Source organism: Methanosarcina sp. UBA5 (genome assembly GCF_002505485.1).
GTDB lineage: Archaea > Halobacteriota > Methanosarcinia > Methanosarcinales > Methanosarcinaceae > Methanosarcina.
In genome coordinates, this window is the sequence record NZ_DAVG01000121.1 from 25,768 (window position 1) to 40,502 (window position 14,735).

15 protein-coding genes and 1 riboswitch are annotated in these 14,735 nt (G+C 42.5%); of the genes, 7 read left to right on the forward strand and 8 right to left on the reverse strand.

What is annotated here, in order from left to right; genetic code table 11:
• Nucleotides 1–261: 261 nt before the first annotated feature.
• The 3 genes from BP621_RS15170 to BP621_RS15180 are packed head-to-tail and all read left to right on the forward strand — an operon-like array spanning nucleotide 262 to nucleotide 908.
• Nucleotides 262–594, forward strand: a complete 333-nt coding sequence (locus BP621_RS15170; protein WP_292391419.1) for a hypothetical protein — start codon at nucleotides 262–264, stop codon at nucleotides 592–594.
• 42 nt (nucleotides 595–636) lie between these two features.
• Nucleotides 637–852, forward strand: a complete 216-nt coding sequence (locus BP621_RS15175; RefSeq protein WP_292391504.1) for a hypothetical protein — start codon at nucleotides 637–639, stop codon at nucleotides 850–852.
• Entirely contained in the window at nucleotides 837–908 is a 72-nt protein-coding gene (locus BP621_RS15180) for a hypothetical protein (protein ID WP_292391501.1), read from the forward strand. The genes BP621_RS15175 and BP621_RS15180 overlap by 16 nt, the downstream gene beginning before the upstream one ends.
• A 101-nt stretch (nucleotides 909–1,009) precedes the next feature.
• On the opposite strand, the gene BP621_RS15185 is transcribed toward BP621_RS15180, so the two are convergent.
• Entirely contained in the window at nucleotides 1,010–2,152 is a 1,143-nt protein-coding gene (locus tag BP621_RS15185) for a B12-binding domain-containing radical SAM protein (RefSeq protein ID WP_292391420.1), read from the reverse strand.
• A gap of 163 nt (nucleotides 2,153–2,315) precedes the next feature.
• Between BP621_RS15185 and BP621_RS15190 the strand changes: the two genes are divergently transcribed.
• Complete coding sequence (locus tag BP621_RS15190; RefSeq protein WP_292391421.1) at nucleotides 2,316–2,450, forward strand: hypothetical protein; 135 nt, start codon at nucleotides 2,316–2,318, stop codon at nucleotides 2,448–2,450.
• Nucleotides 2,451–3,543: 1,093 nt separating this feature from the next.
• Here the strand turns inward: BP621_RS15190 and BP621_RS15195 are convergent.
• Complete coding sequence (locus BP621_RS15195) at nucleotides 3,544–4,260, reverse strand: sulfite exporter TauE/SafE family protein (RefSeq protein ID WP_292391423.1); 717 nt, start codon at nucleotides 4,258–4,260, stop codon at nucleotides 3,544–3,546.
• A gap of 128 nt (nucleotides 4,261–4,388) precedes the next feature.
• Nucleotides 4,389–4,460, forward strand: a riboswitch (Fluoride riboswitch).
• A 15-nt stretch (nucleotides 4,461–4,475) separates the two neighbouring features.
• Between BP621_RS15195 and crcB the strand changes: the two genes are divergently transcribed.
• Both crcB and BP621_RS15205 read left to right on the forward strand, forming a co-directional pair.
• The gene (crcB, locus tag BP621_RS15200) at nucleotides 4,476–4,865 is read left to right on the forward strand and encodes a fluoride efflux transporter CrcB (protein WP_292391424.1); all 390 of its coding nucleotides are present in this window, start codon (nucleotides 4,476–4,478) and stop codon (nucleotides 4,863–4,865) included.
• Nucleotides 4,866–4,870: 5 nt separating this feature from the next.
• Entirely contained in the window at nucleotides 4,871–5,251 is a 381-nt protein-coding gene (locus tag BP621_RS15205) for a DUF190 domain-containing protein (RefSeq protein ID WP_292391425.1), read from the forward strand.
• A 298-nt stretch (nucleotides 5,252–5,549) separates the two neighbouring features.
• Here BP621_RS15205 and BP621_RS15210 read toward each other — a convergent pair whose 3' ends face one another.
• Nucleotides 5,550–5,735, reverse strand: coding sequence for a hypothetical protein (locus BP621_RS15210; protein WP_292391427.1), 186 nt, complete (start codon nucleotides 5,733–5,735; stop codon nucleotides 5,550–5,552).
• A gap of 357 nt (nucleotides 5,736–6,092) precedes the next feature.
• Here BP621_RS15210 and BP621_RS15215 point away from each other — a divergent pair, with 357 nt between their 5' ends.
• A complete protein-coding gene (locus BP621_RS15215; protein ID WP_292391428.1) occupies nucleotides 6,093–8,390 on the forward strand; it encodes a heavy metal translocating P-type ATPase in 2,298 nt (765 codons plus the stop codon).
• A gap of 372 nt (nucleotides 8,391–8,762) precedes the next feature.
• Here BP621_RS15215 and BP621_RS15220 read toward each other — a convergent pair whose 3' ends face one another.
• The 5 genes from BP621_RS15220 to BP621_RS15240 form a co-directional block, all read right to left on the reverse strand.
• Nucleotides 8,763–10,103, reverse strand: a complete 1,341-nt coding sequence (locus BP621_RS15220) for an MFS transporter (RefSeq protein WP_292391429.1) — start codon at nucleotides 10,101–10,103, stop codon at nucleotides 8,763–8,765.
• Between the two features lie 94 nt (nucleotides 10,104–10,197).
• Nucleotides 10,198–10,548, reverse strand: coding sequence for a hypothetical protein (locus BP621_RS15225; RefSeq protein ID WP_292391430.1), 351 nt, complete (start codon nucleotides 10,546–10,548; stop codon nucleotides 10,198–10,200).
• 338 nt (nucleotides 10,549–10,886) lie between these two features.
• Nucleotides 10,887–11,228 (reverse strand): hypothetical protein, encoded by a 342-nt coding sequence (locus tag BP621_RS15230; RefSeq protein WP_292391431.1) that lies wholly within the window; start codon nucleotides 11,226–11,228, stop codon nucleotides 10,887–10,889.
• Between the two features lie 235 nt (nucleotides 11,229–11,463).
• Nucleotides 11,464–12,942, reverse strand: coding sequence for a phenylalanine--tRNA ligase subunit alpha (locus tag BP621_RS15235; protein ID WP_292391432.1), 1,479 nt, complete (start codon nucleotides 12,940–12,942; stop codon nucleotides 11,464–11,466).
• A 95-nt stretch (nucleotides 12,943–13,037) separates the two neighbouring features.
• Nucleotides 13,038–14,513: a tryptophan--tRNA ligase gene (locus BP621_RS15240; RefSeq protein WP_292391433.1), complete on the reverse strand. Its 1,476-nt coding sequence runs from the start codon at nucleotides 14,511–14,513 to the stop codon at nucleotides 13,038–13,040.
• Between the last annotated feature and the right edge of the window lie 222 nt (nucleotides 14,514–14,735).

A 14,735-nucleotide genomic window follows, 5' to 3' on the forward strand; every position in this document is an offset into this window, starting at 1 on the left:
CCAAGTAAAGGCTCGATTATTTTCCCCTAGCTGAAAAATATAAAGAATATTTTATTCCCTTCTATATATTTACTCCTTTCACTTAAAAACAAAACATTCTTAAAAATGGTCTGATATGAAAATTATTATTAAGAATTTTTGAAATCTCAAATTGATATTTTTAATTCAACTACAGAAGTACTGAGGATTAAAGTGATTAAAAGAAATCTTAGAGTTACTTATATAATAATCACATAAATCCCCTTAGTAGGGAACAAAGTGTTGTATAAAGAACTTGGGAATGATCTTGTGATCAAAGACTGGCTCGCTTCGGTAAACCGAAAGTCGGAAACACGACGCCTATACGCTTTTGCAATGCAATATTACACTGAATTTTTAAACGTGACGCCCGAAGAGCTCTTATTTGAGGTTGAGAAAAACATCAAAGAAAAAGTTCTACCCAGGCAGAGCAAGTTGAAGCGTCATTTGATAGACTTTAAAGAACATCTGCAAAATCAAGATTTAGAGCCTCTAATAATCAAAAACCGCATGACAGGCGTTTACTCTTTTTACAAAAAGAATGACATAACCTTACCATCGTTGAAGTTAAAGTGAACAGTACTTTCATTTGTTTGCGCCTGTTTTTCGAAGAATTTCATGTTCGTTTGGCTTAGCCTGATTGTTAATCAACACGGGATGCCTTTTTTCATGAATGCGCATTCAGAAAATGCTTCAGATAAAAGTATGATTCTAGAATCAATCAAGCCTCTTAAAAGTAATGGATCTTACACAACCGAGGACGTCTTCACCTTCCTGGGCAAAGAGAGCTTCGAGGTCAGATATAGGGTGTCTCTGCAATGGTGGGGCTCATAAACACCCGCCTGGGCATCCTTAGCATAAATAACTTCCCGGGCGATCATAATATATAATCACAATATATACTCCCTCAAGGACGATCACAAGAATGTGGGAGAGTCCGTTCTGAATAACTATTAATCCGGTTTTAAGCAAACGTTATTCTGTTTTTCAATCAATTCGGGGGCTCTCCTCTTTTCATCCTCTTCAAATACTTGTTCATTGCCACGTCCGCAATAAGGGTAATTCCTTTATGAACTGCATGGACTCCAGGCCCTGCGGTCATCCTCTCACTATAAAACCGGTGCAGAGCCTTCAGGTGACGAAGGTTGTACTCCAAGCAAAGTCCCACCAGCTCCCAGTGCTCAGGAAAAGCCCGATCCTTTCCAAAGCTGGTCGTGCCGCCAAGCCTCGTTTCAGACATGGAGCTAAAGAATAGCGGCATCAGTAGCCCTGTGTAATCCTTCAGCGACTCCACGAGTTCAATGGTCTGGAGCACATCATCGGCAGTCTCGCCAGGGAGACCAAGCACAAGGCTGGCTACAGGAAGCCAGGACTCTTCTCCGAAAAGCCGATAGCAATCTCTGACTATCTCGAGCCAGTTCTCTGGATTTTCCGGCGCAGCTTTTCTTGGCATATGCATTTGAAGAATTCTGCAGCTTCCGGTTTCTATCCCTACCCAGGCAGACATGTACTTCTGGTCTCTGCCAATTCCTACAATCTTGGACACTTCCCGAAGAAGATCTTGATTATGATAAACCGTGGCGAGACTGACATGGGATATATCCACCGTCCTCGGACCCAGCCTCTTAACCTCTCTGAACAATTTCTTGACCTTTTCTCCATCGAGCTTGGCGCCTGATGAGCCATAGGTGAAGACGTCTTCGGAATGAAGAACAATGTCTCTTTGACCTGCTTTTAGATTCACCGTTACATCATCGAGGATTTTATCCAAGGGTCTATAACGGAGAGTGCGCATGCTCGGAGAACAGAAGGAACATCCCCGCCAACATCCCCTGCCGACTTCCACAATCCCGGCAATGGTTGGGCCTCTGTTCACAGGTATGTTCCCTCCTGCCACAGCTGTTCCTCGGATTACCTTTGGGACCTCATCGCCGTTAATAATAGATCGGCAGATTTTAGGAAAATCGCCCTCTCCCTCACCCAGGAAAACATGGTCCACTGGTACATCTTCGCCCACCAGCTCCCAGGCTCCCATACCGCCGACCACCAACCTTGGCTTATGCTCTTTGATCAGTGGATGGTTTATCAGGGCCAGGAACTTGGACCTGTTATGAGGTTCACCCCGCCCGATCATCTCCTCGATCTCGCGTAAGGCGATTTTTCCGAGGGGATCGTCGTGGGTTATTCCCACTATCTCAGTTTCTGGGCCGATGGCCTTATCAAGGTAATCGGGATGGGCCACCATCACCTCGGACCGATCAAAACCGGCCTCCAAGAGGGCTGCCTCCACTTTTCTCATGCCGCAGGGCGCGAGCAGGGCTGATCCGTCCGAGGATGCAGCCATAGGAGGGCAGAAGAGCTTTCGGAAGGCAAAATCAGGCAGCACCGACTTTGGCAGTGTCGCTGTAAACCCAAGAATCGCTCCCCCGTGATATGTGCTCATCATGGTGGGATCGCTTGTCAGAACGATTTTTTTGCCCTGCATTCTAAAGCCACCTTTTTTTATCGCGAAATCCAAAGTGGGATAAAGCATTATTTTTTATATGTTTCGATTTCTGAAATCACTGATTGCTTCATAAAAACCATCATCTCAAAGAGTAATATACGCATACCTCTCCAAGTGATAATTTAAAAGTGGAAAAAATTAATAAATGCAACTTCCTGAATTATATACACTTATGACCATGTTTCTATATTTAGAATTTTTGATTTTTGTTTCAAAAATCAAAAGTGTTTTTGTCAAGTCTAGGATAAATTTTCTAGTTGAAAATCAGTAATCGTCCTTCCGTCATAGAATTGACAGATCCCTTTAGGTATCTTATATAGGAAAACAGGAACTCAGAAGAAAACACTAGATGTTATGAACATTCAAAAGATAATCAAACATAAAAGTTTAAGTATAAATGAATTTTGAGACAGATTCAACGATAGATCGCTATCATCACCATCAAAGTAGATACTATCACGTATAAAGTTCCAGGTATAAAATGAGCCCAAAAATCCGAACGAATTGAGAGTTCTCTTTGTATACTCTCCTCATCAGCGAAAAAAGAGTCAGAATATTTGTGCAGAAAAGCTTCATAAATTCTGAAGTAGCCGAATTCAAAAAATGAACCAATACTGATTAAGGCAACGTTTAAAATGCCGCTAATTGTCATATCAAGCCGGATGTCAACTGACCCAAGGAGAATAAATAAAATTGCGAAGTGTAACAACGGTATAATGAATAAAATAATCCATCCTGCTAATAAGCGTTTAATATTGTGAGACTTTCTCTTCCAGGCGCTGTATGTGTCCCACGGCTGATATGTTTCATGGGAGCGAGCTATTATCAAAGAGAAATATATCGCAAAGAAATACAAAAACAAATTTTGTGCGGTTGGTGACATATTCTTCTGATTTTAATTCAGTCTCAAAGCACTAATTGTCGAAATGAGGCATTAACATTATTTAATAACGGTAAAAAGCCATGAAACGGATTTAGTTTTCCGGGCAAGAATTAATCTGATATATTTATAGTTCAGGTTATGGGTTAAATAGCATATAAACCCCAACCACGCAAAGGAGAATAGCCACATATTTTTGAAAAACTTCTTTTTTCATTTTCTTGATAAAGCGGTTTGCTGCATAAGTTCCAAATATCATGGCAAGCCCCATTAAGAATCCAAGATTAATAGTGTTTGGAGGTAGATTCACAAGTTTGCCATACACGAGGATTTTAGTTATGTGCATTACGGTTGCGGTTGCAGCTTCACTTGCTATATAAGCTATCGGGGGCAAGCCAAAGGAAAGAAATATTGCAGCTCCAATCGGCCCGGCACTTCCTGCAAGCCCGGACAGAAAGCCGGTTACTGCCCCGCCGAGAACAAGCGTTTTATCATTCGGGTTGAATTTTAATATCCTAAAATATCTTAAAATTACAAATAAGATTAAAGCAGCACCTATTACCCTTGTTACCGTGTTTTTTGAGCTAATTGAAAATCCGAAAGCCCCAAGTGCGGATAATGGAACCGCCGTTATAGAAAATAAGAAAACTTTCTTCCATTCAATCTGGTTTAACCCAAATGCCATCCTTGACAGGTTGCCGATCAATTGCGCAATGGTAAGTACCGGAACCGCAAGCTCTGCACCTGCGTACAAAGTTAGCACAGGCAGAAGCAAAAGCGCGCCGCCAAAGCCGGCAGCACCCGAAATTAATGCGGCAGTAAAGCTTGATAATATTAAAATTGCATACATTTCCATTAATGAGATTCCTTTTGCAAATTCATCTTATCTTCTTTTGTGATGTGATGTTCATAGTCTGAGATCTTGACTTTTTTGTATTCACTCTTATATTTGCGTAATTTATTTATTTAATGGCAGGAAAAAGGTATCCTATAGGTGATGAAGTCCGCCTGGACTCTTCAGTCTAAACCGCTTACGCTAATGACTTCTACATCAATTATTGAGGTTTTAATGTGTATACTATTTTATTGGTAGGTATAGGCGGCTTTATAGGTGCTATTTTAAGGTATATATTAGGTGGATGGATACAGAACGGTTTTGTCAATTTCCCAGTAGGTACGCTATTTATAAACACTACTGGCAGTTTTTTTATAGGCTTAATAATGTATCTATCTGAATACCAAGACCTGTTTAGTGATGAAACCAGGATATTTTTGACAATTGGCGTACTAGGCGGCTATACAACATTATCAACATTTGGCTATGAATCCTTCAGATTACTTGATGACTCTAAATTTGCATTAATGGCGATTAATGTAGTATCGACAGTATTATTGTCCATGTTGGCTGTATATTTAGGTAAGATTGTAGCGCTGAGATTTGGCACTTATTTATTCAGGTGAATCAAATGAAAACGGATCAAGTTGACATTATTGAGGGGAGTCAAATGAAGAGGGAATCTACAGCCATATTGCTAAGAATATTTATAGGAGAATCTGACCGGTACAAAGGCAAGCCATTATATATGCATATTGTTGAAATGCTAAAGGCAGAAGGTATAGCCGGAGCAACCGTTTTCAGGGGTATAACAGGTTTTGGAAAACAAAGCCTCATTCATACAACTTCTATACTACGTTTATCAACTGATTTGCCAATAGTTATTGAAGTCGCTGATCTCGAAGAGAATATTGACAGAGTCAGACCAAAGCTGGACGAGATCATTAATAAGGGATTGATTACAGAAGAAAAAGTTAAAATTGTATTTTATGACAGTGATAAAGATAAATAAGTACCCATTATCAATGAATTCTACTCCTATTATTGGAATTTCCATAATTCTTTTTCACATTTCGGATATTCAAGCAACATATTAACGTTAGTCTAATATTCTCCTGGTCAGCGTTTGAATACTGATAGGTTGCTACGCATGTCTCATTTGGCTTTTCTACCCTCTCAATCTTCGTATGCAGATAACTACAAAAATTGAGATCAGTGTCAGAACGTTCTTATAAGAAATAAGCCATGCTGATACTGATTTCTACAATCCTATATTTCGTTTTTGAGTCCTGATCACCTTAATTTATTCTTTATCCTGTGTAAAACAATTCGGCAAGTTTATTATATTTGGATACATAGATTAAATTATGACTTTCTTGCCTCCGGATTATGGGTCTGTTAGTTATATTCCTCTGGACATAGCCTTTAGGGATGCTATTTTTATCGGGATCTTTAGCGTTGTTTTGTTCTTTGTTCTGGTCCTCTCTGTGCGTCATAGTGTTCGGATAGCACAGAACCGTTAAGTATCTTCTCACACGCGTATTTTTTCTTTATTTTCCCTTTAGAAGGCTTAAAGTAGCTTAGTTTCGGTTTCCGTTCTTGAGTTTTTCTGTGATAAGTAAGCCGATAGACCAGAGTAAGCCCACAAAAACATTTGACTTTTTGACATGCTGACTCTGACAATTAATACTAATAGGCTTCGATATCACTCCTCGTCTTAGAAAATAATTTATTCCTTTTTCTCGGGTTCATTATTTTTTCTCGATTCAGGACACTTAGTTCTTTTATTTTCAAATTATCAGAAATTATAATATAGTTGGAAATAAAATTAGAATTAGGGGAATTAGGGAAACATGAAGGCTGAAGAAAAAGGAGTGGACACCAGTATTTCTAAAACTCGGGAAAACGAGCTCTCACCTCACGATGAAAAACATAATTCTAAAAGGAAAATGTCAGGAAATTCCCACAAATCTCACGAAGAAAGCGGGAGTAAATATACCGAGAATATGGTGCATCAGAGTCATCCCGAAGGCCAAACGATGCATATTGCAGAGAAATCGGGAAAATATGAACAGCATGAAGAAATGAGACATGTAAAAATAGAACATAAAGACCATGAACAGCATGGCGAAATGAAGCACAAAGGAATGGAACATGAAGGCCATGAGGCGACGGGTGGAAAAGGGCATGGTAATCATCATACCCGCATGCTTGAAGATTTCAGAAGGAGATTTATTGTTTCTTTCGTGTTAACTTTCCCGGTTTTGCTGCTTTCGCCTACGATTCAGGACTTTTTCAACTTTGAACTCCGCGTTCCAAGTGCGGATTATATAACCTTTTTGCTTTCGTCGGTCGTTTATTTCTACGGTGGGTACCCATTTCTTAAGGGGATTAAAGAAGAGCTTTCTGAAAAGTCGCCTGGCATGATGACCCTTATAGCCATTGCAATCAGCGTGGCCTATTTTTACAGCTCGGCTGTGGTTTTCGGGCTGCATGGGGAGGTTTTTTTCTGGGAGCTTGTAACCCTTATCGATGTAATGCTGCTCGGGCACTGGCTGGAGATGCGTTCTGTAATGGGAGCTTCAAGAGCCCTTGAGGAGCTGGTAAAGATCATGCCTTCGATTGCCCACCTGAAGAAAAATGGTGAAGTTGTGGATATTGAGGTTGATCAACTAAAAGTAGGGGACAAGGTTCTAATCAAGCCCGGAGAAAAGGTGCCTGTGGACGGGACTGTTATGGAAGGGACGAGCAGCGTCAACGAATCCATGCTTACCGGGGAGTCGAAGCCTGTCACGAAAAAACCGGAAAATGAAGTTATTGGCGGCTCAATTAACGGGGAAGCGGCTTTTGTCGTCAGGGTAGAAAAAACCGGAAAAGATACCTATCTCAACCAGGTTGTCGAACTTGTCAGGGCTGCCCAGGAAAGCAAATCAAAAACCCAGGATCTGGCAAACCGCGCTGCTATGTATCTTACAATCATAGCTCTGACTGTCGGAGCTCTCACTTTTGCTCTCTGGATTCTTTTCGGCCACCAGCTTGTCTTTGCACTGGAAAGGGCAGTCACTGTAATGGTTATTACCTGTCCGCATGCCCTTGGGCTTGCAATTCCTCTGGTAGTTGCAGTTTCAACATCCATTGCTGCAAAATCCGGGCTTCTCATCAGGGATAGGCAGGCTTTTGAAAGAGCACGCAATCTTCAGGCTATCATTTTTGACAAAACCGGTACACTTACTGAAGGACGGTTTGGGGTTACGGATGTAGTGTCTCTTTCAGACGAGGAAATCAGGCCCAGGAAAGATAATGAAAGAATCTTAAGCCTTGCAGCTTCCCTGGAAGCCAATTCGGAACATCCCATTGCAATGGGAATCCTGGAAAGTGCACGGGAAAAAGGACTGCAAACTCAATTAGTGGAAGAATTCAGTTCAATTCCAGGAAAGGGGGTACGGGGCCTGGTGGAAGGAAAGAAATTCCTTGTTGTGAGCCCTGGATACCTTGAAGAGAACGGAATAGTTCTAAAAAACCAAAAGATTGAAGAAATCGAAGCGCAGGGAAAGACAGTCGTATTCCTACTTGAGGAAGACAGAGTACTTGGAGCCGTTGCACTTGCTGATATTGTCAGGAAGGAGTCCAGGGAAGCTATCTCAAAACTTAAAAGCATGGGAATTAAATGCCTCATGCTTACAGGAGATAATCGCTATGTGGCAGCCTGGGTATCCCGAGAACTGGAGCTTGACGACTATTTCGCAGAAGTCCTTCCTCATGAGAAAGCCGAGAAGGTCAAAGAAGTTCAGGCGCAGTACATCACAGGCATGGTTGGAGACGGAGTGAACGATGCGCCTGCTCTGGCTCAGGCTGATGTCGGGATAGCCATAGGAGCAGGTACGGACGTTGCGATCGAGACCGCTGATATAGTCCTGGTAAAAAACGATCCCAGGGATGTGGTTAATATAATCGGGCTTTCTAAGAAAACTTACTCCAAGATGTTTCAAAATCTCCTCTGGGCAACAGGATACAACGTTTTTGCCATTCCTCTTGCAGCCGGGGTACTCTATGGATACGGAATCTTACTGAGCCCTGCTATGGGTGCCGTGTTAATGAGCTTGAGTACCGTGATTGTAGCAATAAATGCTAAAACTTTAAAGATGGGGTGATTTAATGATAGGAATATTTCACAGTATAAACAAGATAATTGCTTTAGCTACACTGGCTTCTGTAGCAATTGGATTTATTTCCAGGTTTATGGGAAAGAAAAGGAAAAGATAAATGTAAAGTTGTAAATCCGAAAACCCACTGAAAGTTGCTGGAAAGGGATTTACTCAAGAAATGAGCCGCTAGAAGCATGTCGCTTTTACTTTCCAGTTTCTTTATAACACTCTGGTAAAATACGGGTTCAAACATTTATCTTTTTTATTTAATTTATTCTTTTAATTTAAAATGTGAAATTTAGTTTAGAATCTGTGATTTAAATCTATCTCCAGAAGTCTTTACCTAGGTGATGAACTTCTTTGAGCTGGGTTTCCAATTCAGTACTTTATCTGTTCCTCAAAATGCCTGAGCCGGAAGTTAAGCAAAAAGACGGTGTAAATTACCAGGCATGCAATGAGGAAAGAAGTTCCGGCAAGCATTTCGTATAAAAGACCGCCAAGGATAAGTCCGGTGATGCTGGCAAGGCCTCCGAAACTGCTTGCAATGCCCTGTATCGTGCCCTGATACTTTCTTCCTGCAACTTTTGATAAAAGGGAGAGAAAGGAAGGCCACATAAGCCCGTCTCCAAGCGCGAAAAATCCTGCTGCAAGGTAGGTCAGGAAAAGATTTCCAGGGATGAGAAGCAGAAAATTCGTACCGAGCATCAAGCTTCCGAAGATTATAAGGGCTGCATCCGAATATTTTCTTGAAACCCTGGGAAGTACAGTACTCTGTACGATTATCAAAAGCCCACTCAACACCGTAAAATAAACGCCCATTTCCGCAATGCTCCAGTTGAGAGTCGAAATTGCGTGCAGAGGAAAAGCTGTGTAGAATACATTGTAACCAAGATCGATTAGAAAGTACAGGCCCAGCATATAGGGGATATATGGAAGTCTCAAGACCTCCCTGAAGTCAGGTTTATTTATCTCCGTCGTGGTTATGCATTCCCTGATCTCATAACCTAAAATTTTCCGTATATTCTCAGCTTCTTCAGGCCCTTCAAGGGTGCACTCTTTACTTTCGGGAACATAAAATATGATCAGCAATGTTCCAATAATTGAGATTACTATTGCTCCCAGAACAGGAGCTACGTCCCCATATTCTGTTACGCTCAATACTCCGGCAAGGGCAGGCCCAGCTATAAACCCCAGGTTCTCGGAAATCGACATCTTCCCGAAGTTCCGGCTCCTATCCCATTCTGTAGTAATATCGGTCAGATAAGCATTAGCTACCGATACATTTCCCCCGGTCAGCCCGTCAAGAGCTCTGGCGAAAAATAGCACTACAAGGGGCAGGGTAACGGTAAAAGTTCCCAAAACTGTGGAATTAATTTTAAAAAGACTTATTACCGGAAGAAACAGAGCCCCAAGGAAGATAATCCATGAGAGCAGAGTCCCTAGCTGGCTTAAAAACAGGATCTTTTTACGGCCGTAAGTATCAGACCACCTGCCCAGAATAGGGGCTCCTATTAGCTGAAAAGCCGGATACATCGAACTTGCCAGCCCGTAAATGAAAGCGTTCCCTCCAAGTCGGTTAACCAGGAAAACCAGAAACGGGAGTACAATGCTGAACCCGAGCGTGCCTATGAAATTTACAGCAAGAATTGGAAGGAGGGAAATATTTCCTCCGTTACGAAGATTTGGATTGTTTTTCTGGCCTTTGTTTTCCTTTTCCATCTTTCCTCAGAGTTCGTTTTCGGAAATTTTTTTCCAGGACTTAAGGTTTCCCTCTCCTTTTCATATATCCAGTGTATCAGCTTTCAGATAACAGCTATTTCTTAAGGATAGTTTCCTCTTTAATTCTCAGAATATCAGCCCAGGCCCGTTTCCCACACCTCGGGCACCTGAGGTACTTTTTATTCACACCATTGGGGCTGATGAAATCTTCAAGCGTTGAAACCTCGAACACTTCGCCGCATCCGGGACAGAGATAGGTAAAATTTTTTGCGTGCCATACTACAAGCAGGACAAGCCCCCCGGTTATTATTGTGAGCCAGAGATACCAGTAGTCCGGAAGCAGGAAAAAAGATGATATCATGATTACTGCTATGAACGCAAAAAGTACCTGAGCTATTCCGTACCAATCGCTTCGCGTGATTTCCCAATACCTGTCTCTGTTCATAGCCCACCCCCCGATTCTGCTTCTTTTGTGTTCCATTATCGAATAATTTATACTGGAAAATAGGATTTGCAGTTATTTAACAGTATTTTTGCCCTTTCTATTTGGGTTAAAGCATGGAAAAATCTTTTTAAGCCGTAAAATACCTTAAAAAATTTGGTATGAGACGGTAAAAGTTAGAAAAGGAGGAAAGTTGCCTGCGACCTGAAGTATAAGGATTCGAGTTGAGATTAGTCCTGAAAGCCCGTTTATTGAACTGCCTGTTCAGCAAAAAAGTAAAGAAATTCTGATAAAGCCCAGTTATTTCTTTTCATTCTTTTCGTTCATTCGTTTCTTTTCATTTATTTTGTTTTTACTATAAGTCCTTTAATTGCATCTTCGGAGTACCAGACCAGAACCTCCAGGCGTTCCGAACACCTGCAAAAGGCATCCTGCACAGAAACCTGAGTGCCAAGATCGGGGTTGTCCAGATGTCTCCAATTATCGTTAACAAAGAGCCATAAACTTCTTGCGCTGCCTGCAGGATAGGGTATCAGTTCAAGCCAGTATTGGATTGCTATGCCAGTTTTCGTAGCTGCTCCACGTGATTCGACTGCCTTCTTATCTTCCGGGGCACTTGGCAATTCTTTAGGGGCAGTCACAGATTCTGATGGGATATCTGTCTTTGATGGGATATCTGTCATTATTTACCCCTTTTAGTTTACTTGCTAATGCAATATATTCGTGCCTGATTTCACCATTTAGTATACTATGTAATTATATATTTACTAAAGAAAATATGCTTAGAAACTAAAATCCCGTAAGGTATATTTCCCTCTCCCCAATTCTCATGGCCTTGCCGGCCGCAGCTTTTTATTTGAAGTTAAAAATAAAAATTTTAACCTGAGAGTTTCAGGTTATGAACCCTCAATTCAGATTTCAGGTCCTGCAAACTTCACTCTTTCTGAGCCAGTCAATATCAGACTGGTAGAGGAGCCTGAGGTCTTTAAGCCCGAGCTTCAGCATGGCAAGTCGGCTGACTCCGAGCCCCCAGGCAAGAACAGGGTCTTTAATACCTAAGGGTTCACTAACTTCTCTTCTGAACACGCCTGCACCTCCAAGTTCAACCCAGCCCAGGCCGTCCACATAAACCTCAGGTTCCACGCTTGGTTCGGTGTATGGGAAATATCCGGGACGGAAGCGGACTTCTTCGAATCCCATCCTGTGATAGAATTCTGCCAGTAAGCCAAGCAGGTCTGCAAAAGACATATCTTTGTCCATTACAACCCCTTCAAGCTGCTCGAATTCTGGGGTGTGGGTAGGGTCAATGGTTTCCCTGCGGTAAGCTCTGTCAATGCAGAAAGCTTTTACAGGCGATTTGGGGTGGTCAGCCAAATACTTGACAGTAACGGATGTTGTATGGGTCCTCAGCACATTGCGTCTTGCAAGTTCCTTATCCCAGGTTCCGCCCCAGCCGCATGAATCAATTTCTCCTCCGTGCTCGTGCATTGCAGCAACTTTTTCAAAGTATTCAGCCGGAAGCTTGCAGGTGCTGTCCAGGTGGAAGGTATCTTGCATATCCCTTGCAGGGTGGTCCTGGGGCTGGAAAAGGGCATCGAAATTCCAGAAAGAACTCTGGATGATCCCGCCTTTAATCTCGGTAAAACCCATTTCCAGGAAAATCTGGCGCATCTGCTCTATAAGGCGCCTGTAAGGATGGATCTTGGCTCCGTAAAGGGGTTTGGGAGTAATATCAAGACGGTAAGGCCTGAATTTTTTCCCCTTCCAGGCCCTGCTCTTCAGTAAATCGGGTGTGAGCTGAGCAATTTCTTCTTCAAGAACAAGCCCCTGGGCTGCAAGCGCATTTCCTGCATCAGTTATGGATACTGTTCTGAATTTTTCTTCGTGTTTTATGATAAGTTTACGTTTGAGCAGGTCTTTTATTGTTCCCTGGTCGGACCCGATCTCTTCAAGGGTCTTTGCTTTGCCTGTGAAAGCCGCAAGGGTTTCTTCGTCTTTTCCTGCATAGACTTTTCCCGACGGCACCATTACCCCGTTTTCAACTTTTGCCCATCCTTTTTTTACGAGCCAGCCGGTTGCAATCCCTACCATTTGCGGAGAAAAATGGCTCCTTAGTTCTTCAAGCGAGGTAGGTTTTTTCAGGAAGTCAATAATCTGGCGCTCCGGAAGCCCGTTTTTTGTGTACTCTTTCCCTTCCTTTGTAAGGGAATAACGTTCGAGCATCTTTTCGGAGACTGAAACCAGCCCTTTTTCCTCAAGCATGAAGGCTGCCTGCATTGCCGCATCCACCTGCAGCCCTGATTTCTCCTCCAGCCTTTCGGGAGCAGCAGATCCTATTTCCTCGAGGGCAAGCAAGACCTTTTTCTCGTTGATTGTAAGATTGTCCTGAATACTCATACACGATCAGTCCTGAAATTCCTGAAAATATTATGAATTCGTTATTATAATGGATCTATTTTTTTAAAGTTTAATTCATAACTTAATTTCTTAAGTTACTTCTTATAAATTATATTATATTCGTCAAGGTGTTCCCTTGCAAGCTCCCGCTTCTCCTGATGGTCTTTGAGGAACTCGTACATTTTCTCGGCCGCAAGCTGTTTGCATGACCCGCACATCCTGGTTCCTGAGACACATTCCTGCCTGATTTCCAGTAATTCCTCATCGTCTCCAAGCAGGTGGAAGAGCATCAGTTCGAAGACTGAACATTCATCGGGTTTTCCACCCAGTTTTTTCTGTTCTTCCATGGTCACACAGCCGCCGGTCTTTGCTCTCTTTACTTTTTTTGCGCCTTCTTTCGGGTTGTCAGTAAGAGCAATATAACTGTCAGGGACGCTACTTGACATCTTTCCTCCCTGGAGCCCGCTCATAAAACGATGATAAGTAGATGCAGGAGGAATGAAAGCATAGCCTTCGAATTCAGCGGCCACTTCGGCCACGACTTCTTCAAGGATTTTCCTTGTGGTTTTCCAGATTCTTCTGAAAACGAAGTATTTTTCATACTCTAAAAATTCAGGTGGCTTAGCCTCATTAGCAAATTTAGCGATTTCCTGGATCTGGGTCATGAAGTACTCCCTTTTCTCAGGCTGGCTTATCTGTAAACCAATCCTTTCAAGGAATGCATAGTCAGGAGTCTGGAGCACATCAATGTGTTCCTCATAGAGTTTCACCTTCGCTGGAATGCGTTTTTTAAGCTCCTGTAAGGCTTCTTTCGGGGCTCCCTTGCCGCGCACGCTCAGGTATTTCTCTCCATTTGCGTTTTCTCTCTCTTCTACCCTGAACATGCTCATCTTGCCTGCAAGCCCTCGCGTCAGCCGAAGATGGGGGTCCTGGTCAGGCCCTACAGGCACCACAACTGGTTTTGGGCCTTCAAACTCTTCAAGCTGTGGCTGGAGGATATCAGCAGCCTGGGTTGCCACACTAATCATATGAGAAAGGTTTGTCTCTCCTGAAAAACCATAAATCGCACTCAGTTCCGAGAAATTAACCTTGACCCCGAGTTCAAATGCCAGGTCTTTAACGCTTTCACAGCCTGACTGGAAGTAAATAAGGCCGTCGGGCTTAAAACCGAGAGCGATAAGGCTTAATATGTATTCTTCTACCCCGATTTCCCTGCATTTTTGCCAGGAAAAACCGCGTACCGAGAAAGCCTCCCTGTCTGCAATCCCGACAAAAGCTGACGCTCCCATTTGCTGGTGCCAGATTATCTGGTCCATAACCATCTTGTGCCCGAGGTGAACCTTCCCTGAAGGCATAAAACCGTCCATAACCGAAAAAGGGGCACCTGTCCTCATGGCTTCTGCAATCTGTTCGTAATCACGGTGCCCGAAGATAACTCTTCTCCGCATATACATATGTGGGGAGGGAATTTCAGGAAGCACATTGTCAAATGGAGAAATCCCAAATTCTTCGAATAACTTAGAATAGTCATTAATCTCGCTTGAACTCCACGGGTCAAGTTTATTAGTCATTAAATCCCTCATTGCTGCCTGTTTTCTGAGGGAATGCCTCAGGAAGACAGCTTTTTCTTGCTGAAAATAATTAAAGATATGAACGCAGTTCCAGCCAAATCTCTCTTTAAAAATACGTGCTAATATGTAAATGTTTATCTTCGGGCAGGGAGTTTCAGGCTCACACTGGCTTTCCAGAGGTATGCGGCTTTTAACTCTCCTGACTTGCCATATCCCGACTAA